The organism is Pseudomonas sp. KNUC1026 (assembly GCF_021650705.1).
GTDB lineage: Bacteria > Pseudomonadota > Gammaproteobacteria > Pseudomonadales > Pseudomonadaceae > Aquipseudomonas.
In genome coordinates this window covers 1,074,482-1,099,369 of record NZ_CP087138.1, presented here as the reverse complement: position 1 = coordinate 1,099,369, position 24,888 = coordinate 1,074,482, and the positions used below count along the sequence as shown (strand labels likewise).

Annotated in this window: 17 protein-coding genes and 6 pseudogenes; 9 read left to right on the top strand and 14 right to left on the bottom strand. The window is 64.5% G+C overall.

The window, feature by feature from the left end:
- Positions 1 to 11 precede the first annotated feature (11 nt).
- A pseudogene (locus tag LN139_RS04825) lies at positions 12 to 1,330 on the bottom strand (MFS transporter).
- A gap of 180 nt (positions 1,331 to 1,510) precedes the next feature.
- Between LN139_RS04825 and LN139_RS04820 the strand changes: the two are divergent.
- Positions 1,511 to 3,249: pseudogene (locus tag LN139_RS04820) on the top strand (IlvD/Edd family dehydratase).
- Between the two features lie 310 nt (positions 3,250 to 3,559).
- Positions 3,560 to 4,129, top strand: a pseudogene (locus LN139_RS04815) (transposase); the annotation flags it as partial.
- 110 nt (positions 4,130 to 4,239) lie between these two features.
- On the opposite strand, the gene LN139_RS04810 reads toward LN139_RS04815, so the two are convergent.
- The 3 genes from LN139_RS04810 to LN139_RS04800 are packed head-to-tail and all read right to left on the bottom strand — an operon-like array spanning position 4,240 to position 5,905.
- Positions 4,240 to 4,977 carry a phosphotransferase gene (locus tag LN139_RS04810; RefSeq protein ID WP_236358998.1) on the bottom strand — a complete coding sequence of 246 codons (738 nt, stop codon included), beginning with the start codon at positions 4,975 to 4,977 and terminating at the stop codon, positions 4,240 to 4,242.
- Between the two features lie 58 nt (positions 4,978 to 5,035).
- Positions 5,036 to 5,377 (bottom strand): hypothetical protein, encoded by a 342-nt coding sequence (locus tag LN139_RS04805; protein WP_236358997.1) that lies wholly within the window; start codon positions 5,375 to 5,377, stop codon positions 5,036 to 5,038.
- Between the two features lie 45 nt (positions 5,378 to 5,422).
- Complete coding sequence (locus LN139_RS04800; RefSeq protein ID WP_236358996.1) at positions 5,423 to 5,905, bottom strand: nucleotidyltransferase domain-containing protein; 483 nt, start codon at positions 5,903 to 5,905, stop codon at positions 5,423 to 5,425.
- An 849-nt stretch (positions 5,906 to 6,754) separates the two neighbouring features.
- Here LN139_RS04800 and LN139_RS04795 point away from each other — a divergent pair.
- Complete coding sequence (locus LN139_RS04795; RefSeq protein WP_236358995.1) at positions 6,755 to 7,465, top strand: FadR/GntR family transcriptional regulator; 711 nt, start codon at positions 6,755 to 6,757, stop codon at positions 7,463 to 7,465.
- 62 nt (positions 7,466 to 7,527) lie between these two features.
- On the opposite strand, the gene LN139_RS04790 is transcribed toward LN139_RS04795, so the two are convergent.
- The gene (locus LN139_RS04790; protein ID WP_236358994.1) at positions 7,528 to 7,824 is read right to left on the bottom strand and encodes a hypothetical protein; all 297 of its coding nucleotides are present in this window, start codon (positions 7,822 to 7,824) and stop codon (positions 7,528 to 7,530) included.
- A 366-nt stretch (positions 7,825 to 8,190) separates the two neighbouring features.
- Between LN139_RS04790 and LN139_RS04785 the strand changes: the two genes are divergently transcribed.
- Positions 8,191 to 9,195 (top strand): sulfate ABC transporter substrate-binding protein, encoded by a 1,005-nt coding sequence (locus LN139_RS04785; RefSeq protein WP_236358993.1) that lies wholly within the window; start codon positions 8,191 to 8,193, stop codon positions 9,193 to 9,195.
- A 171-nt stretch (positions 9,196 to 9,366) separates the two neighbouring features.
- The gene (locus LN139_RS04780; protein WP_236358992.1) at positions 9,367 to 11,379 is read left to right on the top strand and encodes an acyltransferase family protein; all 2,013 of its coding nucleotides are present in this window, start codon (positions 9,367 to 9,369) and stop codon (positions 11,377 to 11,379) included.
- Here the strand turns inward: LN139_RS04780 and LN139_RS04775 are convergent.
- The 9 genes and pseudogenes from LN139_RS04775 to LN139_RS04740 form a co-directional block, all read right to left on the bottom strand.
- Positions 11,373 to 12,305, bottom strand: a complete 933-nt coding sequence (locus LN139_RS04775; RefSeq protein WP_236358991.1) for a D-2-hydroxyacid dehydrogenase — start codon at positions 12,303 to 12,305, stop codon at positions 11,373 to 11,375. The two genes, LN139_RS04780 and LN139_RS04775, sit on opposite strands and share 7 nt — an antisense overlap.
- A gap of 238 nt (positions 12,306 to 12,543) precedes the next feature.
- Positions 12,544 to 12,838 (bottom strand): annotated as a pseudogene (locus LN139_RS04770) (YcgL domain-containing protein).
- Positions 12,835 to 13,985, bottom strand: a pseudogene (gene rnd, locus LN139_RS04765) (ribonuclease D). Before rnd ends, LN139_RS04770 begins: the two co-directional pseudogenes overlap by 4 nt.
- Before the next feature lie 56 nt (positions 13,986 to 14,041).
- Positions 14,042 to 15,658 (bottom strand): phosphoethanolamine transferase, encoded by a 1,617-nt coding sequence (locus tag LN139_RS04760; protein ID WP_236358990.1) that lies wholly within the window; start codon positions 15,656 to 15,658, stop codon positions 14,042 to 14,044.
- Between the two features lie 171 nt (positions 15,659 to 15,829).
- Positions 15,830 to 16,482 (bottom strand): annotated as a pseudogene (locus LN139_RS04755) (dienelactone hydrolase family protein).
- 191 nt (positions 16,483 to 16,673) lie between these two features.
- A complete protein-coding gene (locus LN139_RS24705) occupies positions 16,674 to 17,267 on the bottom strand; it encodes a DUF1176 domain-containing protein (RefSeq protein ID WP_268944818.1) in 594 nt (197 codons plus the stop codon).
- Positions 17,254 to 17,733: a DUF1176 domain-containing protein gene (locus LN139_RS24700; protein ID WP_268944817.1), complete on the bottom strand. Its 480-nt coding sequence runs from the start codon at positions 17,731 to 17,733 to the stop codon at positions 17,254 to 17,256. The genes LN139_RS24705 and LN139_RS24700 overlap by 14 nt, the downstream gene beginning before the upstream one ends.
- Before the next feature lie 58 nt (positions 17,734 to 17,791).
- Complete coding sequence (locus tag LN139_RS04745; RefSeq protein ID WP_236358989.1) at positions 17,792 to 19,075, bottom strand: M48 family metallopeptidase; 1,284 nt, start codon at positions 19,073 to 19,075, stop codon at positions 17,792 to 17,794.
- A 3-nt stretch (positions 19,076 to 19,078) separates the two neighbouring features.
- Positions 19,079 to 19,507 carry a hypothetical protein gene (locus LN139_RS04740; RefSeq protein ID WP_236358988.1) on the bottom strand — a complete coding sequence of 143 codons (429 nt, stop codon included), beginning with the start codon at positions 19,505 to 19,507 and terminating at the stop codon, positions 19,079 to 19,081.
- 181 nt (positions 19,508 to 19,688) lie between these two features.
- Here LN139_RS04740 and LN139_RS04735 point away from each other — a divergent pair, with 181 nt between their 5' ends.
- The 4 genes from LN139_RS04735 (at position 19,689) to LN139_RS04720 (ending at position 24,846) form a co-directional block, all read left to right on the top strand.
- The gene (locus LN139_RS04735) at positions 19,689 to 20,636 is read left to right on the top strand and encodes a helix-turn-helix transcriptional regulator (RefSeq protein ID WP_236358987.1); all 948 of its coding nucleotides are present in this window, start codon (positions 19,689 to 19,691) and stop codon (positions 20,634 to 20,636) included.
- Between the two features lie 120 nt (positions 20,637 to 20,756).
- Positions 20,757 to 22,082: an Nramp family divalent metal transporter gene (locus LN139_RS04730; RefSeq protein WP_236360274.1), complete on the top strand. Its 1,326-nt coding sequence runs from the start codon at positions 20,757 to 20,759 to the stop codon at positions 22,080 to 22,082.
- A 65-nt stretch (positions 22,083 to 22,147) separates the two neighbouring features.
- Complete coding sequence (locus tag LN139_RS04725; protein WP_442964381.1) at positions 22,148 to 23,335, top strand: MFS transporter; 1,188 nt, start codon at positions 22,148 to 22,150, stop codon at positions 23,333 to 23,335.
- A gap of 221 nt (positions 23,336 to 23,556) precedes the next feature.
- Positions 23,557 to 24,846 (top strand): MFS transporter, encoded by a 1,290-nt coding sequence (locus LN139_RS04720; protein WP_236358986.1) that lies wholly within the window; start codon positions 23,557 to 23,559, stop codon positions 24,844 to 24,846.
- Positions 24,847 to 24,888 lie beyond the last annotated feature (42 nt).

Below are 24,888 nucleotides of genomic sequence, written 5' to 3'. Positions count from 1 at the left end.
AACTGCCTCCTTCAACTCAAACGGGAACGGGCACTGGCAGCGAACTGCTCAGGCGCCAACGCATGGCGGCGCTCCAGCACGTGATAAACGATTGCGGTCAGCAGCAACCCCAGCAGCATCACACCGGCCAACAGGAACAGGCCGCTGGCGAGCGAGCCGGTCCAGGCCTTGAGCGCGCCGATCAGGAACGGGCCCAGGTAGCCGCCGAGGTTGCCCACCGAATTGATCAGCGCGATACCTGCCGCTGCACTGGCCCCGGCGAAGAATCGCCCGGCAACGTCCAGAACACCGCCGTGCAGGAAAACAGCGAAAACGCCGCCGCACACAGCGCCGCCAATTGCAGCGCAGGCGCCGCGAACCAGGCCGCGCAAGCAAGGCCGATGGCCCCGAGCAGGTACAAGCCGGCCAGGTGGCCGTAGCGGTCGTTGAGGCGATCGGAACTGCGCGGCACGATCAGCAAGCCGAGGATGCCGAACACATAGGGCACCGAGGACACGAAGCCGGTGGTGAGATCGGAGCCGCCGAATTGCTGGATGAGCGTGGGCAGCCACAGGCCCAGGCCGTAGATGCTCAGAGTCACCGGCAGGTAATAGAGCGCCAGCAGCAGCACGCGGCGGTCCTTCAGGGCATGCAGCGGGTTGCCATGGCGGGTCTGGCCGAAGGTGGCCAGGTCCTTGCGCAACTCGCCGGCCAGCCAGTCTTTTTCCGCTTCACTGAGCCAGGCCACCTGGCGCGGGCCATCCGGCAGCCAGCGCAGGGTCGGCCAGGTGAGCAGCATCGCCGGCAGGCCGATGGCGATGAACAGCCACTGCCAGCCATGCAGCCCGCCAAGCCCTTCCAGGCCGAGCAAGGCGCCGGCGACGGGGCCGGTGATCATCATGGCGATGGGCTGGGAGAGGATGAACAGGCCCATGATCTTGCCGCGATGGCGCACCGGGTACCACTGGGTGATGTAGTACAGCACGCCGGGGAAGAACCCCGCTTCTGCCGCACCCAGCAGAAAACGCAGGGTATAGAAGCTCCACGGCCCCTGGATCAGCGCCATGGCGCAGGTGATGGCGCCCCAGGTGATCAGGATGCGGGCGAACCAGCGCCGCGCACCGAAGCGCTCCAGCCACAGGTTGCTGGGCACCTCCAGCAGGAAGTAACCGATGAAGAACAGCCCCGCGCCCATGCCGTAGGCGGCGTCGCCGATGCCGACGTCGGCGCTCATGTGCAGCTTGGCGAACCCCACCGCCGAACGGTCGACGTAGGCCACCAGGTACAGCAGCACCAGAAAGGGGATCAACTTGAGGGTGATACGGCGTATCAGCGCCAGTTCCTGGCTCATGGGGCGACTCCGTGTTGTTGTTCTTGTGGGCACGGCTGTATAGGGCACGGCCTGTCGAGAGGCCGTTTTGAAGGACTATATAGTCTTACTATTTAAACCACAACAGCTTCCAAATTGGATTTTCAGCGCCTATATTGGAGAACGTTCGAATAATTAAGTCTTACAATAAGAGAGCCCGCCATGCCTGAAAACAAACCCACCCTGCGCTCGGCCCAATGGTTCGGCACCAACGACAAGAACGGCTTCATGTACCGCAGCTGGATGAAGAACCAGGGCATTGCCGACCATCAGTTCCATGGCAAGCCGATCATCGGCATCTGCAATACCTGGTCCGAGCTCACGCCGTGCAACGCGCACTTCCGCCAGATCGCCGAGCACGTCAAACGCGGTGTGCTGGAGGCCGGTGGCTTCCCGGTGGAATTTCCGGTGTTCTCCAACGGCGAGTCGAACCTGCGCCCCACCGCCATGCTCACCCGTAACCTGGCAAGCATGGACGTGGAAGAAGCGATCCGCGGCAACCCGGTGGACGGCGTGGTGCTGCTGACCGGCTGCGACAAGACCACCCCTGCCCTGCTGATGGGCGCCGCCAGCTGCAACGTGCCGGCCATCGTGGTCACCGGCGGGCCGATGCTCAACGGCAAGCACAAGGGCCGCGACATCGGCGCCGGCACCATCGTCTGGCAGATGCACGAGGCCTATAAGGCCGGGCGCATCAACCTCGACGAATTCCTCTCCGCCGAAGCCGGCATGTCGCGCTCGGCCGGCACCTGCAACACCATGGGCACCGCCTCGACCATGGCCTGCATGGCCGAGAGCCTGGGGGTTTCCCTGCCCCACAATGCCGCCATCCCGGCAGTCGACTCACGCCGCTACGTGCTCGCGCACCTCTCGGGCATGCGCGCGGTGGAGATGGTCAACGAAGGGCTCACCCTGTCCAAGGTGCTCACCCGCGAAGCCTTCGAAAACGCCATCCGCGTGAACGCTGCCATCGGCGGCTCGACCAACGCGGTGATTCACCTCAAGGCCATCGCCGGCCGCATCGGCGTGCCGCTGGAGCTGGACGACTGGACCCGCATCGGCCGCGGCACACCGACGCTGGTGGACCTGCAACCGTCCGGGCGCTTCCTGATGGAAGAGTTCTACCACTCGGGCGGCCTACCCGCCGTACTGCGCCGCCTGGGCGAGCACAACCTGCTGCCGCATCCCGATGCGCTCACGGTCAACGGCCGCACCCTCTGGGAAAACGTGCGCGAAGCGCCCATCCACGGCGACGACGAAGTGATCCGCGCCATCGACAACCCGCTGGTTGCCGACGGCGGCATCTGCGTACTGCGCGGCAACCTCGCCCCCGGCGGCGCCGTGCTCAAGCCCTCGGCCGCCACCCCGGCGCTGATGAAGCACCGCGGCCAGGCGGTGGTGTTCGAGCACTTCGAAGATTACAAGGCACGCATCAACGACCCGGACCTGGCCGTGACCGCCGACTCGATCCTGGTGATGAAGAACTGCGGGCCCAAGGGGTACCCAGGCATGGCCGAGGTCGGCAACATGGGCCTGCCGGCCAAGCTGCTGGCCCAGGGCGTGACCGACATGGTGCGCATCTCCGATGCACGCATGAGCGGCACCGCCTACGGCACCGTGGTGCTGCATGTCGCGCCCGAAGCGGCCGCCGGCGGACCGCTCGCCGCCGTGCGCGAAGGTGACTGGATCGAGCTCGATTGCAGCACTGGGCGGCTGCACCTGGACATCAGCGACGAGGAACTCGCCGCACGCCTGGCCGACTGGCAGGCACCGGCCGGTGACGGGATGATCGGGGGTATCGGCAGCTGTACATCGAACATGTGATGCAGGCGGATCAAGGGTGCGATTTCGACTTCCTGGTGGGGTGCAGAGGGTCGAAGGTGGCGCGGCATTCGCATTGAGGTATTGGGAATACGCAGCCGTGGGGCTGCGTTGGACCGTTTGCCAGGCGACTGACAGGAGGCCTTGTTACAGAAGGGGTTTGGGGTGTTTGGCGGCCATAGGGGCTGCTGTAGGCAGGATGCTGGGCGCCATGGTCTACGACGTATTAGTGTGGTGTTTCAGAAGTACCGGCGAAAATATAGTCCACGCTCATTGTGAACTCACTCATCTAGAGCTGTCACATCATGGGCCGACGAGCGATACCTATAGCGCTTTCTGAGGCTGAGCGGGCTGAATTGCTGCGTCGCTGCAATCTCCGTAAAGGGCCTCTTGCGAAGCCTGATGCGGCGGGGCCTACGTGGCGTGAAGCTCGTCATCTCCGAAGCTCACGAAGGCTTGAAGGCGGCTGTTTCCAAGGTCTTCCACGCGACGTGGCGGCGCTGCCGTGTTCACTTCATGCGCAATGCCATGGTCCATGTCGGCAAAGGCCAGCGCACCATGGTGGCGGTGCTGCTGCGGAAAGTGTTTGCCCAGGACAGCCGCCGGGAATGCCACCAGCAGTGGCGCCTGGTGGCCGATCAGTTACGCGAGAAGTACCCGAAGATCGCAGCTCTGATGGACGGCTGCGAGGATGAAGTGCTGGCGCACATGGGCTTCCCCAAGGCTCACCGGCAGCAACTTCACAGCACCAATCCGCTAGAGCGGCTGAGCGCCGAGATAAAACACCGTACTGAGGTCGTGGGCATCTTCCCGAATGACCCGGCGATCACCCGACTGGTCGGAGCAATGTTGCTGGAGCAGAGCGACGAGTGGTGCCTGCAACGGCGTTACATGCAGTTGGAGGCCTTTGAGGCAGTCAGCGATAATCCACAGGCCGAGCTGTCGACCGTGATCAACTAAACGGCAAACTCAGTGGCCAAGGCCATGATGAGTTACACCACTTCCCGGGACACGATCGCCACGATCTCACTGACTTGTTTCATGTGGTGTTTGCGCCGTAATGAGCGGGTTCATTCGCCTGCGCGAAGCTTGGTCATCTGTCGAGCGATTGTGCGTTGCGCCAACAGGTGGTAGTGAGGGTCGTCGATACCGGTTGCTCGCAACCATTTCTTGGCAAGCAACGCGTGAACCAGAATATAGATGTCGATTTCCCGCGCTGCCACCGCACAGCGGGCACTCCGCTCATAGGCTCTTATGAAAACGCTGGCGCCCTGCCGTGTACCTCGATTCTCGGCGCACTTCCACAAATACTTGGCGATATCAAACGCCCTCGGGCCAAGCGACACCGCTTCAAAATCGATCAGATAAAGCCGTCCTGAATTACTGACGATAATGTTCCTTGGAGAAAAATCGCCATGACAGAGCACGAGGTCGGTACGGGCTTCCACGGCACAAGTCAGAACAACGCTGATCGCTCTATCGCCCTTGTATTCCTCAAGCAGTGAAACGAGCTTGCGCTCGACAAACATCTTCCCCTCGGGTATCTCCAGCGAGGTAAAAGGCGTTCGATAAACTGCATCATGGAAGTCTGCCAACAGACGCCCTGCCTGCTCATGGCACCAGGGTCCCTGTTGCGCCGCCACGTAAGGGAGCCGAAGCGCGTCGTTGCCAAACGGCACGACACCACGAATGACAACGTCTCCCAAATTCGTTTCGTTATCGTAGACGTATCGTTCCCTCATAAGTGAAAAACAACAGACATAGCGCTTTGTAACAGTGGCTTCGTCAAATGTAATCGAATTGCGCACGCGGGCCTCCAACTCATACAAGAAAATTGCGCTGTTCGCGTCAGGCCCACCGTTGCCTTCAACCTGCCGCAACGCCGCACACGTGTTGCCTGAACAGATCCAGGCAGGCCGTAGCATCTCCAACCTTGACGTCATTCAAATAGATGACTGCAGATTGGCCCGGTGTCATTCGTAGCAAGAACGCAGGCTCGGCCGTCTCGCATCCACTACCGTCGAGCACTGGGCTGTCATGTCTGTCAGTGAGCATGGCGTACTGCATGGCCTGAGCCAGCAACAGCAGTTGCCGTGCGTTGGCCTGGAGTTCTTGCGGCGTCAGACAAATCCGTTGAAACAGGAGCTGGATGTAACGTCTGACCACCCATGCCTCCTTGCCCAAGGTTCTATCCAGGCGCTTGAACAACCAGCGCTCGCGGGTGAAGTTATCGCCCTTCCAAACCAGATACGCCTACAACATGGAAAGTGTGAACTTCCTCGACAGGTGAACCAGCTGATGGTCCCCGGTTGCGAAATCGCTCCTAATTTTGCCAAACAGATTCCTGCATCGCTCCATTCTCAGGGCGATGTACTTCGTATTAAACGTCTGCTGATACGCCGAAAAATCGAACTGTGAGGGATCACCTTGCAAAAGACGTGCAGATAGAATGCGCTCTGCCTGATCGAGCTCGACCTGCGACAAACTTGGCTTTTCCAAGACACTCAAGCGTTGATGGAGATCCGCTTCGGTCAGAACCAGGACCTCCACACTCACATCCTGCCAGCGATAGATATCGAAACCTTTTGGACCAAGCTCGAAATAATGAGGTTGATCGGTAACGACAATAGCGTCGATATCGGCGTCTACCGCCCCAAAACCCTGGGCCTGGCTACCACGGATAAAAACCGCGACCGAGTAGGGTAGGTATCTACCTAGCGCTTTCAAAAACTCCATCGTCTCCTCGCCTAGTCAGATGTATTAGATAAACTGCCAATGCCTGCATTGTTCTTCCCTATACGATTGTAAACAATCGAATCCCCTTCACTCGACACGCTCACCACTCCTACTTCTTCATATTCGCAAGTTACACTTGGGGCAACGGGTTTCTCAAATGATATGAAGTCTGATACGCTCTTGTAAGCAGGATGCTCCACAGCCACTAAGTCGCCTATATATACCGTTCCAAACCCATGTTTCCGCGCAATACTCAATGTGCCCACGCAGTCATCTACACAGGTAGTAGAAGTGCTAGTCAAGTTAAACTTCCGAATCATTTCTCCAAATGAAACTGCGGAGGGTTTGCTGACAAAGGCTGCATTGCAGGTAGCAAGTCTGCGCAAATCAATATTTGCAGTCAAGGCTTAATACATTTTGAAATGAATGTGACTCAGGACACAGTTGTGAGAATATTTTACGAATAGGCTCTGTATGCAATTGACAGGAACTCAACCAAACTCACGCCCCAGGCCATTTTCCGTAGAATCTCCCGCCATATAGGTTCTGTATCAAATCCATACAAGCCAAACTTAAGTGCCGCGAACGGTAAGGTTCTTCAATTTCTTCAGCCATCTATCGAAAGGAATCCCGTGATAGCTAAGCGCTACGAGTTTACGGATGACGCATGGAGCATGCTTAGTTTCCGTTAACTACTTGAATGAACATCCTGAAACAAAACCAAACAGCTGTCTCTTAAAACCACGTCTGAATCAATACATCCAGCCACCCCCGAATCCCCGAGCCCAACCCTTGCGACACCACCACCCGCCCTGTAGCTTTAGCGCCAAACCCGCCACCGAGCCCCTCATGGATTACCGCAAGCCCCCCAAACGCAAAAGCCTGCACAGCCAGATCGTCCACGACATCGGCATGGGCATCGTCGCCGGGCGTTGGGAGCCGGGGCGAAAGCTCCCCGCCGAGGCGCTGCTGTGCGAGGAGTACGCGGTCAGCCGGCCGGTGCTGCGCGAGGCAACGCGGGTACTGGTGGCCAAGGGGCTGGTGTATTCCAAGCCGCGGGTCGGCTCGGTGGTGCGCCCGCGGGGCGAGTGGCATCTGCTCGACCCGGACGTGCTGCACTGGCTGATGCAGAGCAGCCCGCAGAATGATTTCTTCGCCATGCTCACCAACGTGCGCGCGGTGATCGAGCCGGCGGCGGCGGCGATGGCGGCGCAATACGCCACGCCTGAGGAAGTGGCGGCGATCGCCGAGGCGTATCAGCGCATGGAGGCTTCAGGCTCGGCCGACTCGTTGCTGCAACCGGACCTGGATTTTCACGCGCGCATCGCCGACGCCACCCACAACGACCTGCTTACCCACCTGTGCAACATGCTGTCCTCTGCCCTGCGCGAGGCGCTGCGCTATTCGAACCAGCGGCCGAACCTGCATGAGCTGGCACTGCCCCGGCACAAGGCGATCCTCACGGCCATCGAGCATGGCGATGCACTCGGTGCGCGGCAGGCGGCGCTGGTGCAGCTGGACGACGCCCGCGATGCACTGGGTGCGGTGCTGGGCGTCTGAGGGATCGAAGGCAGGTAGCGAGGGTCGCCTGGCGCTTCTGCGCGACATCGCCGCGGCGCGGCTCACCGTAGAAGCGCACGATGCTGCCGCGGCCATTGGGCTCGATGTCGGCGAAATAGGTAGAGGTGTGGTTCGAGCACAGTGAACCGCCCCTTACCGTCGCGGTCAGTAAAGGCGTCGGCGTCGGGGCCGAACAGCGATTCGAGTTGCCAGGTGGTTTCAACGCACTGGGCCATGTCCACCGGCAGGCGTGCCGATTCAAGCGTGGCGATCGGGCCGGCATCGCGGGCCTGGCCCATGCGGTAGGTGGCACAGCCGGCCAGGGCGAGGATGGCGAGGGCGACGACGCAGCGCTTCATGGGAGCTTCCCGTGCAAAAGCGCGGACTATAACGCAGTCATCAGCGGCCTTGATAGTTACCATCGCCACGCGCTGCCTTCTGCTTTGCAGGCCGCGGCGTAACATGGGCCCCACACACCGATACCCTTTCATCCCGATGGAGCCCATTGCCATGGACCTGCCTACCTTGAGCCTGTTGATCGCCGCTTTCGCCGCCCTGGCTGCCTGCCCGTTCGCGCTGCCGGCGCTGGGCCTGTTCAATCCCGAAGACAAGCCATAACACCAAAAAGCATAAGGCCCGAACCTTCGGAACTTTCGAAGGCGACAGGGGGCGGCTATAGTCGCCGGCACACTGCCCTGCCCGCCATAGAAAAGGACCTTTTGCACGTGAAACGACTGTTAAGCGCCTCCCTGCTCGCCGCAGGCCTGGCCTGGGGCGCCAATGCCCTGGCCGCCGATGCCAAGCCCACCCTGCTGAACGTTTCCTACGACGTAATGCGCGATTTCTACAAAGACTACAACGCCGCCTTCACCCAGCACCTGAAGGATGAAGGCAAGCCTGAAGCCAACCTGCAACTGTCGTTCGGCGGCTCCAGCAAACAGGCGCGCTCGGTGATCGATGGCCTGCAGGCCGATGTGATCACCATGAACATGGCCACCGACATCAATGCCCTGGCCGACAACGGCGCCCTGGTGCCGAAGGACTGGGCCACCCGCCTGCCCAACAACAGCGCGCCATTCACCTCGGCGACCGTGTTCATCGTGCGCAAGGGCAACCCCAAGGCGCTCAAGGACTGGCCCGACCTGATCAAGGACGGCGTCGAAGTGGTCGTGCCCAACCCCAAGACCAGTGGCAACGGCCGCTACACCTACCTCTCGGCCTGGGCCTACGCGCAACGCCACGGCGCCGATGATGCCAAGGCCCGCGAGTTCGTCGGCAAGCTGTTCAAGCAGGTGCCGGTACTGGACACCGGCGGCCGCGCCGCCACCACCACCTTCATGAAAAACCAGATCGGCGACGTGCTGGTGACCTTCGAGAACGAGGCCGAGATGATCGCCCGTGAATTCGGCCGCGACCAGTTCGAGGTGGTGTACCCCAGCGTGTCGGCCGAAGCCGAGCCGCCGGTGGCCGTGGTCGACAAGGTCGTCGACAAGAAAGGCACCCGCGCCCTGGCCGAGGATTACCTCAAGTTCCTGTGGTCGCCCGAAGGCCAGGAAATCGCCGCCAGGAACTACCTGCGCCCGCGTGACCCCGCTGTCGCGGCCAAGTACACCGACCGTTTCCCCAAGGTCGAGCTGATCTCTGTGGAAAAAACCTTCGGTGACTGGCGCACCGTGCAGAAGACCCACTTCGCCGACGGCGGCGTGTTCGACCAGATCTACCAGCCGTAACCCGATGGTGCCCGCCCAGCGCGGGCATCTCGACAAATCCGGCGCGCCGGAGTAAAACGGCAACCTGAATTCCCCTTCTTTTATCGCCCCTCTGCCCCCGCTGGCAGTGCGGTGAGCGTACCCGCTGACTTTTCCAGGTTTCCGACCCATGAAGAATGCCCTCATTCTTCCGTGCCCTATCGCGCGGAAGTCGATGGCTTGCGCGCCATTGCCGTGCTCCCGGTGATTCTCTACCACGCAGGCATCAGCCTGTTCGGCGGAGGGTTTGTCGGGGTGGACGTGTTTTTCGTGATCTCCGGCTACCTGATCACCTCGATCCTGCTCAACGAGCATGAACGCGGCAGCTTCAGCGTGCTGCGCTTCTACGAACGCCGGGCGCGGCGCATTCTGCCGCCGTTGTTCGTGATGATGGCTGTGTGCTTGCCGCTGGCGTGGCTGTGGCTGGACCCCATCGCCCTGCGCAGCTTCGCCAAGAGCCTGGTGACGGTGCCGGTGTTTTCCTCCAACGCGCTGTTCTGGATGGAGACCGGCTACTTCGGCGGCGATGTCGAGCTGAAACCGCTGATCCACACCTGGACCCTGGCGGTCGAGGAGCAGTACTACCTGATCTTCCCGCTGTTGCTGTGGTTGGGCTGGCACCTGCCGCGCCGGCTGCTGGTGGCCGGGCTTGCGCTGCTGGGGCTCGCCAGCCTGGTGTGGGCCGAATACGGTGCGCAACAGGCCTCGACCGCAGCCTTCTATCTGCTGCCGGCGCGTGGCTGGGAGCTGCTGCTCGGCTCGCTGCTGGCGTTCGCGTTGCAGCATCGGGCTCAACCGGCCCAAGGCCCGCTGGCTGAAGTGGGCGGGCTGCTGGGCCTGGGCCTGATCGGCTACGCGGTGTTCAGTTTCGGCCTGGGCACGCCGTTTCCCGGCCTGCACGCGCTGTTCCCGACCTTGGGCGCTGCCCTGGTGATCGCCAGCTGCAGCCCGCACACCTTCGCCGGTCGGCTGTTGGCCAGCCGGCCGCTGGTAGGCATCGGCCTGATCAGCTACAGCGCCTACCTATGGCACCAACCGTTGTTCGCCTTTGCCCGCAACGCCGACCTGATGCCGCCCTCCACCGCTGCCATGCTGGGGCTGGCGGCGCTGTCGCTGGTGCTGGCATGGTTGAGCTGGCGCTTTATCGAGGGGCCGTTTCGCGACAAGCAGCGCGTCAGCCGCCGGCAGATCTTCAGCGCCAGCGCCCTGGCCTCGGTGGCGTTCATGGCCATCGGTTTGCTGGGCTATCAGCAGCAGGGCTTCCCGGGCCGCTACAACCTCGACCCTGCGCTGGTCAACGCATTCCTGGACCCGACCATCCGCCATGCCTGCGACCAGGGCTACAACGGCGACGGCCAGAGCATCGCGCTGTGTTACTTCGGTGCGGCGAACGACACGGACGGCGCGAGCCTTGCAGTGTTCGGCGACAGCCATTCCGAAGCGCTGCTGCCGGCCTTCGCTCAGTTGGCCGATGGCCTGCCGCACGGCATCGCGCACCTGGGCGTGGGCGGTTGCCCGCCGCTACTGGGCGTGGATGTAATCGCCGGCAACTACGCCCCGGCTGCCTGCCAGAAGCTTGCGCAGCGGCAACTGGACTTCGTGCGCGAGCACAAGGTCAAGCACGTGGTACTGATTGCACGCTGGTCGCTGTACACCGACGGCGGCTATCAGGGCGCGCGCAAGGTGCGCTACTTCCTCACCGATGCCGAGCACAGCCGCCAGGATCAGGCCACCTCACGGCAGGTGTTCGAAGCCGGGCTGGCCCGCACCGTGGCGCAATACCGCGCGCTGGGCGCGCAGGTGGATGTGGTCGCCCAGGCGCCGCAGCAACTGGCCAGCCCGCGCAACCTGTATTACCGCCTGGCGCACCAGCAGCAGGATAGCCAGGCCGATAAACTCGCGGCCATTCAGGCGCTGTCGGTGCCCTACACGGAACACAAGGCACTGCAAGCCTACAGCCGCGGCTACCTGCAGCAACTGGCCGATGCTGGCCAGGTTCGGCTGTTCAGCCTGGATGCGGCGTTCTGCGATGCCCAGCGCTGCCTGATCGGCGACCTGCAGCCCTGGTACAAGGACAGCGACCACCTCAACGCACAAGGCGCAGAACGCAGCCTGGCGGTGGTGCGGCAGATCGTCGAGCCGGCTGCGGTTGCCGCTGTTCAGTAGCCGCGGTCGAAGTCCACTGAGCCTTTGAGCGCCTGGCCGGCCTCGAAGGCCTTGAGGTTTTTCAAGAACAGTTCTGTCATCAGCTCGGGCGAAGTGGGCGCCGCGCTGTGGCCGGTGAGCAGAAGCCCCCAGGCAGTCCAGAACGGGTGGCGCTGCGGCAGCGGCTCCTGGCGGCAAACGTCGATTACCGCGCCCGCCAGGTGGCCCTGCTTGAGGGCCTCGACCAGGTCGGCATCGACCACCGAGGTGCCCCGCCCGGCATTGATGAACAACGCATCGGGGTTGAAGCGCGCGAACAGCTCGGCGTTATAGATGTCTTCGGTGGCCGGCGTGTTGGGCAGCAGGTTCACCACGTAATCGGCCTCGGCCACGCGCTCAGGCAAGGCCTCCAGCCCACCGACCCGGGTGAACGGCGCCTGCTTGCGCGGGCGGCTGGCGATGCCTTGCAGCTTCACGCCGAACGGCTTGAGAAAACGCGCCACCGCCACGCCGATGTCGCCGGTGCCGACGATCAGCACGCGCTTGCCGCGCAGGCTCGGGGCGAGGCGGTTATCCCAGCGCCGCTCGACCTGGCTGACCAGCCGCGAGAGCACAAAGCGTTCATGGCCCAGCAGGTAGGTGAGCACATACTCGGCCATGACCTGGCCGAAGATGCCTACCGCGCGGGAGAGCGCGTAGTCGCGCGGCAAACCCTCTGCCAGCAACGGCGTGATGCCGGCCCAGGTGGACTGCACCCAGCGCGGGCGGTGGCCCTGGCGCAGCAGGCTTGCCAGCAGGTCGGGTTGGCCTAGCCAGATATCGCAGCGGGCCGCGTGCTCGGCAAGCACGGCGGAATCGTCACTGGTAAGCACTTCGAGATGGGGGGCTTGCTCGCCGAGCAGGCGAACGTAGGTGGCGAAGCTGTGCTCCGCGATCAGGACGGGCATGTGGGGACCTTGCAGGGGAAGCGGGCACGCGTCGGCACTTCAGGGTTGCCGATCGATTTCTGGTGCGCGTTGCCTGGTGCATGTCGCCCGGCGAGCCGGCCTCCCACAAAGGCTGCACCGCCAGCATGCAAATCTGTGGGAGGCCGGCTCGCCGGGCGACATGTAAGGGCGATGCGCACTCATCATTCAAAACAGGGCGCTACAGTATCGAAAAATCCGGGGCCTGACAGTGAAATCGTCAGACCGGATCGTTGCGCCGGCAGCAGCTCCTCAGGCAGATGCTCGATGTACTCCTCTTCAGGCGGCGGCATCTGCAGGTGGTAGCCCTGAGTGTCGAGGTTTTCCAGCACCTTGGCGATGTCTTCACGCGCCAGCGTGCGCTCGGGAGTGAGCACCAGGTCGAAGGCGTGCACGGGCGTGCCGAACAGCGGCAGCAGGCCTTCGGGCACGTTGGCGATGCCATCGGCCTTGAGGGTGTAGAGGTACATACCGCTCTTGCGCGGGCTTTTGTAGATCGAGCAGATGCGTTTCATGCGGTTTCCTTTGGCCCGACAGGCTGCCGCCCGTCGAGGGCGTCGAGCAGTTTCTGCCCCAGGCGCTCGCGGCGCCAGCCGCGCAGGGAGTCGGGCAAGTGATAGGGGCCGTCGGGAAAGCCCGAGCGCAGCAGCGCTTCGAGGGTTTTCTTGCGCGTGGCCAGTTCAGGCGCGATGCCAAGCTCGGCGGCCTCGGCCTGGCCCACCGCGCGCAGGCGCTTGAGGATGCCGGAGGCTTCGATCGGCAGCGGGTCGGGCAGCACCTGTGGCCACTGCTCGCGCGGCTGGCTGGCCGCGGCGCGGATCAGTTCGATCAGCGCCTCGCCATCCTGGCGCAGGGTGCGCGGGTGCATGTCCTCGATCTTGGCCATGGCGGTGAGGTTGTCGGGCTGGTAGCGCGCCAGCGGCCACAGGCTGCTTTCCTTGAGGATGCGGTTGCGTGGCACGTCACGCAGGCGCGCCTGGGCTTCGCGCCAGGCACAGCAACTCGCGCATCACCGCCAACTGCGCCGGGGCCAGCTTCCAGGCGAGCTTGGCGTCGCGGTACAGCTCGCGAGGGTCGGTCTCGCGGGTGAGTTGGGTAACCAGCTCCTGGCCGTCATCGAGCACCCAGGCGGTTTTTTCATCGGACAACCGCGGCTTGAGCGCCGTGTAGAGCTCGGCCAGGTGCAGGGCGTCTTCGGCGGCGTAGCGCACCTGGTTGTCGGCCAGCGGCCGCTGCAGCCAGTCGGAGCGCGTTTCGCCTTTTGGCAGCTCCAGCCCGAGCACTTCCTCGCACCAGGCGCGAATAGCCCATGGAAAAGCCCAGGTTCAGGTAGGCGGCGGCCAGTTGCGTGTCGAACAGCGGCAGGGGTGACGCGCCGGTCAGGCGCAGCAGCACTTCAAGGTCTTCGCCACAGGCGTGCAGTACCTTGAGCACCGAAGGCGCCTCGAGCACTTCGGCGAGCGGCGCCCACTGGTCGATGCAGAGGGGGTCGACCAGCCAGGCCGTGCGGCCATCGCTGACCTGCACCAGCCCGGCTTGCGGGTAGAAGGTGTCGACCCGCATGAACTCGGTGTCGACCGCGATAAAGGAAAGCGTGCGCCATTGCTGGCAACAGGCAGCGAGGCTTGCGTCGTCAAGGACCCATTCGATGTTGATTGGCACGCGGCACTCCTCAGGCAATGCCGCGCAGTATATCTTGCTTGGCGCCTGGCTGCAGGTCAGCCTCGGCACCTGGCGAACAGGTCCAGGGCCGGGTCATAGACGCCGGTTTGCACCTGCAGCAGGCCAAGCATCGAGTGAAACAGGTTGTCCTGGCTGAGCGGGCGCTCACGGCTGGCTTGCAGGCAGCCGGTATCGACCTTCAGTGCCTGCTGGTAGCCGTCGGAAAACCACGCCAGCATCGGCACGTGCTTTTGCTGCTCAGGCGCCAGCATGTAGGGCGTGCCATGCAGGAACAGGTTGTACTCGCCCAATGATTCGCCGTGGTCCGAAAGGTAAAGCATCGCGCTGTCGACGCTGCCCTGGCGCGCGCGCAGGGTGTCGATCAGGCTGGCCAGCACCTGGTCGGTGTAGCGCAGGGTGTTGTCGTAGGCGCTGACGATCTGCGCCTGGCTGCAGTTGTTCAGGGCATTGCTCCGGCACACCGGGGTGAAAGGCTCGAAGCCTGCCGGCACGCGCTTGTAGTACTCCGGGCCGTGGCTGCCCATCTGGTGCAGCACCAGCACGGTGTCGCGGGTCAGGTTGTCGAGCAGCCCTGGCAAATCGCGCAGCAGGATCGCGTCGTGGCATTCGCCGCCTTCGCAATACGCCGGGTCGGTTTCGTTGCTCAGGTTGCGGTAGCTCACCCGTGAGCAGGTGCCCTTGCAGCCAGACTGGTTGTCCAGCCAGATCACGTCGAGCCCGGCGTGCTTGAGCACATCCAGCAGCCCTTCCTGGTTGGCGGCCACGCTTGCCGAATAGTCCTTGCGGGTGAGGTTGGAGAACATGCACGGCACCGACACTGCCGTTTCGGTGCCGCAGGAGTGCACATCGGGGAAGGCGATCAGGCCCTGTTCGGCGGCCAGTTTCGGGTTGGTGTCGCGGCTGTAACCCAGCAGGCTGAAGTTCTCGGCGCGGGCGCTCTCCCCCACTACCAGCACGGTGAGTGTCTTGCGCGTGTGCTGTTGCCAGGCTGGCGCCAGGTGGGCGTCTTCGCCGATGGCGCGAAACGGATGGCGGGCGCTTTCGACCTGCTCACCCAGGTAGCCCAGCGTGGCGCCGATCAGGTTGCTGGGCACCACCAGCAGGCGCAGTTCGTGGTGGTTGCGAAACAGCGAGGCCAGGCCCTGATAGTTGCTCAGCGCCAGAACGCTGATCAGGCAGGCGCTGCCCACCGCCACCAGAAACTTGCTCAACAGCGCCCGCGACCAGCGCCGGTAGCTCACCGGCCACAGCCACAGCACCAGCGAAGGCAGCACGCCCAGCAGCGCCAGGTAGCCCAGAAGCTTGAGCGACAGCAGCCCGCCCACCTCGCTCACGTCGGTTTCGGCGACGTTGCGGAACATGCCCGCGTCGATCATCACGCCGTATTCGTTCATGAAGTACGCCGCCCCGGCGCTGGCCATGAACAGCACCGTCAGCAGCGGCTTGAGCGTCCAGCGCCCGGCCAGCAGGCTCAGCACCAGATTGAAGGCCAGCCCCACCATGGCGATGAAGGCCGCCCGCAACACCCAGCCACCGCTCTGCTGGGTCACTTCAAGCAGGCGCTGCCACAGCGGCACGTTGAACAGGGCCAACAGCAGCGCGCTGGCGGCCAGGGTCACGGCTTCGGGCCGCACGGCAGAGGGTTTGTACATAGGCGGTCTGGCTTCTTCTTCGAACCAACGGGGTGGCGCTCACGGGCGCCGGGGTCATGGCGGCGGAATCTAGGCGCTGGCGCGGCAATTTTTCGTGAAAAAGACCGTGGTGAATAGTCGCCCCTGAAAATTCGTTCAAGGGCGATTCAGGCTGGATGGGCAGATAACCGCTCAACCCGCCTGCATGGCCGGTGCGGTGAGGGTGCGCGCGAAGAAGCTGAGCATCTTCTGCCAGCCCAGCTCGGCGGCCTGTTCGTCGTACACCGGGAAGTCCACATTCATCCAGCCATGCGCGGCGGCATAGGCTTCGGCGCTGTGGCGCACACCGGCCGCAGCCAGTGCCTGCTCCAGGCGGGCGGCCATCTCGGCGGGTAGCTGCCATCCTGCTCGGCTGCGGCGATGTACAGCTCGGCGTCGAGGGAGGCGGCATAGGTGTGCGGGCTGTCCGGGGCGTCGGTGGCCAGGTTGCCGCCGTGAAAACTCGCCACCGCAGCGAAACGATCGGGCCGGGTGCCGGCAGCGGCAATGGCCATGCCCCCACCCATGCAGAACCCCACCGCCCCGACCTGGCTGCCGCGCACATCCGAGCGGGTGCCCAGATAGGCGAGAAAGGCATCGGTATCCTCTGCCGACCTGGCGACCCCAGTGGTGCCCATCAGCGGCCCGAGCACCGCCCGCCAGTCCCCCTTGAACACTTCGACCGGGTCAAACGGGCCGTAGCTGCCGTAGCGGTAGAACAGATCGGGCAACAGCACCACGTAGCCGGCGCGGGCCAGCCGGCTGGCCATGGCGATCAGCGCAGGGCGGATGCCACCGGCGTCCATGTAGAACACGATGGCGGGGCCGCCGCATCCGTCTTCGGGCGTCAACACATGGACCGGGCACTGGCCGCTGGCGGTGGTGATGACGTGCTGTTCGTGGGGCATGGTCGTTCTCCTGCACGGGAGCGCGGGCAGGCGTGATGCCCTGCCCGGCGCGGTGCAGCGAACTATAGCGGGTTTGTGCCAGCGGGCCGCTAAAGCCCGGGATCGGCGCGGTACGACACCGGCCACAGTGTCGACGGACAGCCCACGCATTCGCCCATGCTGGCACTGAACAGCGGCTGGAAGCGCTCGCCGTCGAACCGCCAGCGCCCGATGCTGCCGCAATCACCCAGCCCGCGCGCCTTGCTGAAAGCCTCCAGTTCACCGGTGGCGGGGTCGTAGCTCACCGCGCCCCAGCTCCAGGCGCTTTGCTCGTCGGTGTTGGTGATCGGTTCGGCTGCCGGGAATGGCGGCAGGTCCAGCGCCTGGAGCTGTTGCGGCGCTGCGCGAGGTACCAGATACACGAGATGGTCACAGTTGTATGCTGCGCAGCCGTAACGAGCGATCACCAGCGCGGTGCTGGCGTTGAGTGCCCAGGCCTGCAGCTCGGCGGCGGGCTCGCCCGTGTCGGTGTCGCCCTTCAGATCGTCAGCGGCGGCCTGTCGCACGGTTTCGACCAACCGCTTGGCCTCGCCATCGGCCAAGGCCGGCACCGGTGCGAACGGCTGCAGCGCCAGCAAAGGTGGCGCCGGTGCGGTCAGTGAAGCCCCGTCCCCTGGCCGGATCAACGCGCTACGCGTGCCCAAACGCGCGCTGCTGCTCATCCATGAACAGCAGGCTGGCGGTCAGGCCATCGAGTGAGGCACTGGCCGCACCGTCCGGCCCGGGCTGGCTGAGCACACGGCCGTTACGCAAGGCCGCAAGGAAAGCACTCGCCGTATCGCCCTCGCCGTGCCAGCCGGCCGCCTCGCCATCGTTCACCGGCGCCAGCGCGGTGGCCAGCGGTTTGCCGTCGAGCGACAGCGGCCGGGGGCCAGCGCTGGTCCAGGTGAGCGCATCCACCGTCGGTGCGGCATCGAAAGGTGCCTGGCGGCTGATCCGCAGCAGCAGGTTGGCGCCGCCTTCCATTTCGTGCACGGCGACCGCTGTACATCGCAGGGTGTTGTCGCAGGCGACGTACCAATCCTTGAAGGTCTTTTCCACGGGAAGCGGGCCGGGTGCCGCGTGGGCGATGCCGGCCAGGCACGCTGCGAGCGATAACAGATAACGCATGGTCGAGGATCCTGATTCAGTCAGCGTTGACGAGGGCATGAACGCCAGCGGCGCCATGCTACAACCTTTGTTCATGCTCACGTGCGCCGACCAGTTCACCGAACCAGGTGCGGTCGCGGTCGGTGGGCGCACGGGTGGCCTGGGCCAGCAGCTCGGCGTCCAGGGTTACGCCCAGTTGGCGCAGGCGATCACGCGTCGGCGGGTGGGTGTCGAAGGGATGGGCCACTGTGCGTCCCAGTACCTGATGGTTGAAACTCAGCGGCGTGCGCCGCAGGTCTTCGGTCAGGGCCTGCATCAGGTCCTCTCGCCCAGGTGTGCCCAGCAGCACGTCGATACGCTCGCCCAGCACGATCACCCGCAACAGCGCCTGGCCGAACATCGCCTCGCCCGCCATCGCCGCGCCAGCCCGGTCGGCGAGCAATTCCTGCTCGCGGCGGCAATGCTGGGCAGCGAGGTGAAAATGATGCAGGAAACTCCCGGCCATCCACAGCACCGGCCGCTCGAACCAGCCTGCCGGTTCGCCTTCGCGGGCGAGCGCCTGGTAATGCGCGCTCATCTGGCTCAGGCGGGCACCGGCCTCACTGCCGCGTTCGCTGTCGCGGCGGCTGAAGTGGCCTAGCTCATGGCCGATGATGGCGGCGGCTTCTTCCTGGCTAAGCGCTGAGAGAAAAGTCAGCGGCAGATACAACGTACGGCCCTGCAGCAGGTGCCCGGACGGCTCCAGGGTCACCTGCACGCAGGTGACGAAAAAGCATTGATCGACCCCGGCGACCAAGTGATCGGGCACCGGCGCGCCACTTCGCGCGGCCAGGCGCTCGACCCAGGCCCACACAGCCGGTGCACTGGCGCGGCTCAGGGGCACACCGAGCAAGGCGGTACCCGGCGCCTCCAGCGTGCGCCAGCGCTGGCCGAGCCGCTTCATCAGGCCAGCGCCTGCGACGAGCATCGACAGCAGTGGCAGGCAGAACACCAGCGCTGGCCAGCCGCCGTCGTGGCGATGAATCCAGCACCAACTCAGTTGATAGAGCAACAAAAGCACCAGCGATACCAGCATCAGCCCGGCCCAACCGCGCAGGCAACGGCCCAACGTGTGCCAACTGTGCTGCAACTGCCCGCACAGATCGTCACCGCCAGTACGCACGCGCCTGGCATCAAGGCGCAGCTTCAGCCAAGTGGCGGGGCCTGCCACCAGTGCCACGCCAGCCAGCCCACAGGCCAGTCCGGCCAAGGCCACCAACAGCGGCCGCTCGGCGCGCCAGCCTTGCAGGCTCGCCCAGCCCATCAACAGCAGCGGCAGCGACAGCAGCCACTGCACCGGGGCCAGGCCCTTGAGCCGCAGCACCGGTCACTGCGCCTTGAGGTAATCGGTCAGGAACGCCTGGGCGTTGCCCTGGCTGGACAGCGCCGGCGAATAACCGACCTGAATCGGCTTGGCCTCGCCCGGCAGATACAGCTCGCCCCAGCCATCCTGCACGATCAGCACCACGTACTTCTGGCCGTCGACGGTGGTGGAATAGCGGGTGTCCTTGGCGGTCTTTTCCACGGCCATCTTCTGGATGCGCAGGTTCCAGTCGTGGTCGACGTCTTCGAGTTGCACCAGCGCCTGGTTCTCACTGCGCGCACCGATGCGCAAGGTCCAGACCTTCACGCCTTGCTCGCCGTCGTAGGCGACCACTTTGTCGGCCACCTCGGGCCGTTCTTCGGCAGCCGCGTTCAACGCCAGCATGGCCAGGGCCATGCCCAATACAGCGGCCCAGTTACGCACGTTCAGCATGGGAAAACTCGACTCTTGATCTGGCAGGGGGGTTCATCGAATCAGCCTTGGCCGGCTTGCCAAGCAAAGCGGCCGCCAGCCACAACAAAGGCCGCGGCAATCACAAAAAGCGAGCGATCCAAAGAGAATGACGCTAACCTGCACGTCCGTGCCACAGCTCCCCCAAGGACGCAGTCCCCCGATGGAAAGCTGGAACCCTTACCTGGATACCCAATTCAGCTTCGACCGCCCTGGCGTGCTGGCCCAGGCAGGTGTGCTCGACACCAGCGCCCGGCAGGTGCTGGGCAGTGCCATCGGCCACTACCGCGCACGCACCGTGCGGCCGCAGATGCAGTATTTCGACTGCGACCTGCAATTTCCCGAGCCGCTGCGCATCCACAAGGTGCTGCCGGGCAGCCTGTGCATCGTGCAGGTGCTGGGCGGGCAGTGGCTGCACAAGGTCGACGGCCGGCTCAATCACTACACCCCCGGCACCCCGCATGTTCTGGGCCTGAGCGAAAGCATGGAGGCGGTGGACCAACTGCCCGCGGGCAGCCATGCGCGCATGGCCGGGCTGCGCATCGACGGGCAGTACCTGCGCGAGCTGGCCGAGGAAGACCCCACCCTGCAACCGCTGCTGGCCCTGCTCGATGACGGCATCCACTTCAGCGAGCTGCGCCGCGGCCGTGCCCTGGGTACGTTGCTCGAACGCTTGTACCAGTCGCCCTACCAGGGCGCGCTCGAGCGCCTGCACCAGGAAAGCCTGAGCCTGGCGCTGCTGGTGGAGCTGGCCGCCAACCTGCGCGGCGGGCCAGCGGCAGCGCCGCGCGTGGCACGCGGGCAACTGGACCTCGCTCATGAAGCGCGCCGGCAGCTGGATGCCAACCTGGCCGAGCCGCCCGGCAGCCAGGCGCTGGCCCGCCAGCTGCGGGTAGGCGAAACCACCTTGCGCCGCGCGTTCCAGCAGGTGTTCGGCCAATCGATGCTTCAGTACGTGCGCCAGCAGCGAATGGAACTGGCGCGCACGCTGCTGCGCCAGCGCAAATGGCAGGTGGCGCAGATCGCCTACCGCCTCGGCTACGCGAACCCTGCCAATTTCAATCACGCCTATAAAGCTTATTTCGGCCATCCGCCCGGGGCGGAGTGTTAACGTTCGGGAACACTCACGCAGTGGCGCGGCTCTGAAACAACACGCGCCCTCTTTCATCCCGAGCATTTCTTCGTGGCAGAACCCAACCTTCAACGCCAGGCCGACGGCGGCGAGCCGGCCCTGCTGAGCCGCCACGCCGGTGGCGCGCAGGCAAGCCTCGGCGCCCTCAACGCCAGCGTGCAACTGCCCGCCGGGGCCGGCTGGCTGCGCCGGCTGCTGGCCTTCACCGGGCCCGGCTACATGGTCGCGGTCGGCTACATGGACCCAGGCAACTGGGCCACGGACCTTGCCGGTGGCTCGCGCCTGGGCTACCTGCTGCTGTCGGTGATCCTGCTGTCGAGCCTGATGGCGGTGGTGCTGCAGGCGCTTTCGGCGCGGCTGGGCATCGCCAGCGGGCTCGACCTCGCCCAGGCCTGCCGCGAACGCTGCCCGATGCCGGTGAACCTGCTGCTGTGGCTGGCGTGCGAGATCGCGATCATCGCCTGCGACCTGGCCGAGGTGATCGGCACCGCCATCGCCCTGAAGCTGCTGTTCGGCATCCCGCTATTGTGGGGCGCGGTGCTCTGCGCGCTGGATGTGTTCTTGATCCTGCTGCTGATGCGCAAGGGTTTCCGTGCGCTGGAAGCCTTCGTCGCCAGCCTGCTGGGGCTGATCTTCCTGTGTTTCGTGGTGCAGATGGTGCTCACCCATCCGCCGATCGCGCAGGTGCTGGCCGGGTTCATTCCGCGCGCTCAGGTGGTCACCGACCCCACCGCGTTGTACCTGGCCATCGGCATCCTCGGGGCGACGGTGATGCCGCACAACCTCTACCTGCACTCCTCCATCGTGCAAACCCGCGCTTACCCACGCACCGACACCGGCCGCCGCGAGGGGCTGCGCTGGGCGGTGACCGACAGCACCCTGGCACTGACCCTGGCCTTGTTCGTTAACGCCGCCATCCTGATCACCGCAGCCAGTGTGTTCCATGCCGGCGGGCGCACTGAGGTCGAGAGCATCGAGCAGGCTCACGAGTTGCTTTCGCCCATGCTCGGCGTCGGCATCGCGTCGGTGCTGTTTGCGGTGGCGCTGCTGGCCTCGGGGATCAACTCGACGGTCACCGCCACGCTGGCCGGGCAGATCGTGATGGAAGGCTTTTTGCGCCTGCGCCTGCCGCACTGGCTGCGGCGCCTGATCACCCGCTGCCTGGCGGTGATTCCGGTGGTGGTGATTACCGCGATCTACGGCGAGCGAGGCACCACCGAGCTGCTGGTGTTCAGCCAGGTGGTGCTGTCGATGCAGTTACCGCTGGCGGTGTTCCCGCTGGTGTGGTTCGTCGGCGATCGCAAGCTGATGGGCCCGCTGGTGGTGGGGCCCGTGATGAAAACGCTGGCCTGGGTTATCGCCGCTGTGATTCTGGGGCTCAATACCTGGTTGCTGCTGGGCACCTTGCAAGGCTGGGGAACTTGAGCGGCGGGGGGCGGTTCTAGACGCTTCGGTGTCAGCATCCCCGCCCCTTTTCCCCGGAGCCTTCCATGACTGCCCAGCCCACACACGCACCCGCATTGCCTGCCCGCAGCGCCCTGAAAATGGAAGCCGCCATGGCCGTGGGCAGTTTCGCCATCGGCACGGGCGAGTTTTCGATCATGGGCCTGATGCCGGACATCGCCCACAACCTGAACCTCTCCGAGCCGCAGGTCGGCCATGCCATCAGTGCTTATGCGCTGGGCGTGATGGTGGGTGCACCGCTGCTGGCGATCCTGGGTGCGCGGCTCAAGCGCAAGCACATGCTGTTGTGGCTGATGCTGCTGTACGCCTTGGGCAACCTGGCGACCGCCTCTGCGCCCACGTTCGCGTCCCTGATCGCCTGCCGCTTCATTGCCGGCCTCCCCCATGGCGCCTATTTCGGCATCGCTGCGGTGGTGGCGTCGAGCATGGTGCCGGCAGGCAAACGCGCGGGCGCGGTGGCGCGGGTGATGTCAGGCCTCACCCTGGCAATGCTGCTGGGCAACCCCATCGCCACCTTCCTCGGCCAGTTGGCCGGCTGGCAATCGGCCTTCGTGCTGGTGGGCGGCATCGCGCTGGTGACCATCGGCCTGGTGAGCCAATGGGTGCCGAGCCCGGCAGATGAGCCGCGCAGTGACCCGCGCAAGGAGTTGCAGGCCTTCAGCCAGCCGCAGGTATGGATGGCGCTGCTGATCGGCGCCATCGGCTTTGCCGGGATGTTCTGTGTGTTCAGCTACCTGGCGCCGACCATGCTTGAAGTCACCCGCGTGACGCCGCAGTGGATCCCCTTCGGCCTGGCCGCCTTCGGTGTAGGCGGCATCCTTGGCAACATCGCCGGCGGCAAGCTGTTCGACCGCCTGGGCTTTCGCGCGGTGGGCGTGTTGCTGGTGTGGGCGATGGTGGTGTTGCTGCTGTTCCCGCTGGTGGCCGGCTCACTGTGGGGCGTGCTGGTCGGCATCGGCCTGGTGGGCACCATGGTGTCGCTGGCCGCGCCGTTGCAGATTCGCCTGATGGACATCGCTGCCAATGCGCCCAGCCTTGCTGCGGCCTCGAACCATGCAGCCTTCAACCTCGCCAACGCGTTGGGGCCCTGGCTGGGCGGCATGGCGATCACGGCCGGCCTGGGCTGGACCAGCACCGGCTTCATCGGCGCCGCCACCGCGCTGGTGGGCCTTGGTCTGTTCATCTTCGCGCGGCGCATGCCTGGCGGCGAGTGATGCGAGTGTTGTCCGACAGGTCGAGCGTTAAAGTCCGACCATTGTGATAACGCAATCATCCAAACGATAGGATCCTGGACCCCTGAAGGCCTCTGTTTTCGGGGGTTTTTAACGTCTGCTCGATTGACACACCCCTGCCTGCTCGCTATAAAAGCCAAGTGATATGACGACATACTTCGTCACAATTTCGCTTCCAATAAAAACAAATCGAGCACGCACCCATGAAGATCAAAGGCATCCGCTGGTGGATGGTCGGGTTGATGATCGCCGGCCTGGTCATCAACTATCTGGCCCGCAACACCCTCTCCGTCGCCGCCCCGACCATGATGTCGGAACTGAGCATTTCTACCGAGCAATACGCCCACATCGTGGTGGCGTGGCAGATGGGCTATGCCTTCATGCAGCCAGTAGCCGGCTACATCGTCGACGCTATCGGCACCAAGATGGGCTTTGCCTGTTTCGCCGTGGCCTGGTCGGTGGTCTGCGCCATGGCCGCCCTGGCAACCGGCTGGCAGAGCCTTGCCTTCGTGCGCGGCCTGCTGGGGATCACCGAGGCAGCGGGCTTTCCGGCCGGGGTCAAGGCCACCACCGAGTGGTTCCCGGCGCGCGAGCGCTCGGTGGCACTGGGCTGGTTCAACGTCGGCTCGTCGCTGGGCGCGCTGATCGCCCCGCCGCTGGTGGTGTGGGCCATTCTCAACAGCGGCTGGCAACTGGCGTTCATCCTGGTGGGCGCGATGGGCCTGGTGTGGAGCGCGCTGTGGATGTGGTTGTACAAGCACCCGCGGCAACAGACGCGGTTGTCCGATGAGGAACGCGATTACATCCTCGCCGGCCAGGAGGCCCACCTCAAGGACGCCAAACCCGCCCGCGCGCAATGGCGCAAGGTGTTCGGCCGGCGCAACTTCTACGCCATCGCCCTGGCGCGGTTCATGTCCGAGCCGGCCTGGCAGACCTTCAACGCCTGGATCCCGCTGTACCTGATGACCGAGCGGCACATGAACATCAAGGAAGTGGCGATGTTCGCCTGGCTGCCGTTCCTGGCCGCAGACCTGGGTTGCGTGCTGGGCGGCTACCTGTCGCCGCTGTTTCACAAGTACTTCAAGGTGTCGCTGTTCACTTCGCGCAAGCTGGTGATGCTCAGCGGCTGCCTGTGCATGATCGGCCCCGGCTGCATTGGCCTGGCGAGCAGTGCCTACACCGCCATCGCACTGCTCTGCGTGGGCGGCTTTGCGCACCAGATGCTCTCGGGCGCGCTGTACTCGATCACCTCTGACTCCTTCGGCAAGAACGAAGTGGCGACCGCCACGGGCCTGGGCGGCATGTGTGGCTTTCTGGGCGCAGCGCTGTTCACCATGGTGCTGGGCGTACTGGTGACCCAGGTGGGCTACAGCCCGCTGTTCGTCGCGCTGACCGTGCTCGACCTGTGCGCCGCTGCGCTGATCCTGATCCTGGCGCGCCAGGTGGTGGAGCCTGCACAACCCGAGCCGCAGATGGCCCCGGCCGCTGCCTGAGGATCGTTGCTTGATCGTTCCGGTTCGGGGCCTCGGTACGTT

Excerpts from the sequence above, each read along its gene's own strand:
- LN139_RS04800 (WP_236358996.1), bottom strand. The coding sequence starts at position 5,905 with ATGGAGTTTTTGAAAGCGCTAGGTAGATACCTACCCTACTCGGTCGCG.
- LN139_RS04795 (WP_236358995.1), top strand. The coding sequence starts at position 6,755 with ATGGATTACCGCAAGCCCCCCAAACGCAAAAGCCTGCACAGCCAGATC.
- LN139_RS04790 (WP_236358994.1), bottom strand. The coding sequence starts at position 7,824 with ATGAAGCGCTGCGTCGTCGCCCTCGCCATCCTCGCCCTGGCCGGCTGT.
- LN139_RS04775 (WP_236358991.1), bottom strand. The coding sequence starts at position 12,305 with ATGCCCGTCCTGATCGCGGAGCACAGCTTCGCCACCTACGTTCGCCTG.
- LN139_RS04760 (WP_236358990.1), bottom strand. The coding sequence starts at position 15,658 with ATGTACAAACCCTCTGCCGTGCGGCCCGAAGCCGTGACCCTGGCCGCC.
- LN139_RS24700 (WP_268944817.1), bottom strand. The coding sequence starts at position 17,733 with ATGCGTTATCTGTTATCGCTCGCAGCGTGCCTGGCCGGCATCGCCCAC.
- LN139_RS04740 (WP_236358988.1), bottom strand. The coding sequence starts at position 19,507 with ATGCTGAACGTGCGTAACTGGGCCGCTGTATTGGGCATGGCCCTGGCC.
- LN139_RS04735 (WP_236358987.1), top strand. The coding sequence starts at position 19,689 with ATGGAAAGCTGGAACCCTTACCTGGATACCCAATTCAGCTTCGACCGC.
- LN139_RS04725 (WP_442964381.1), top strand. The coding sequence starts at position 22,148 with ATGACTGCCCAGCCCACACACGCACCCGCATTGCCTGCCCGCAGCGCC.
- LN139_RS04720 (WP_236358986.1), top strand. The coding sequence starts at position 23,557 with ATGAAGATCAAAGGCATCCGCTGGTGGATGGTCGGGTTGATGATCGCC.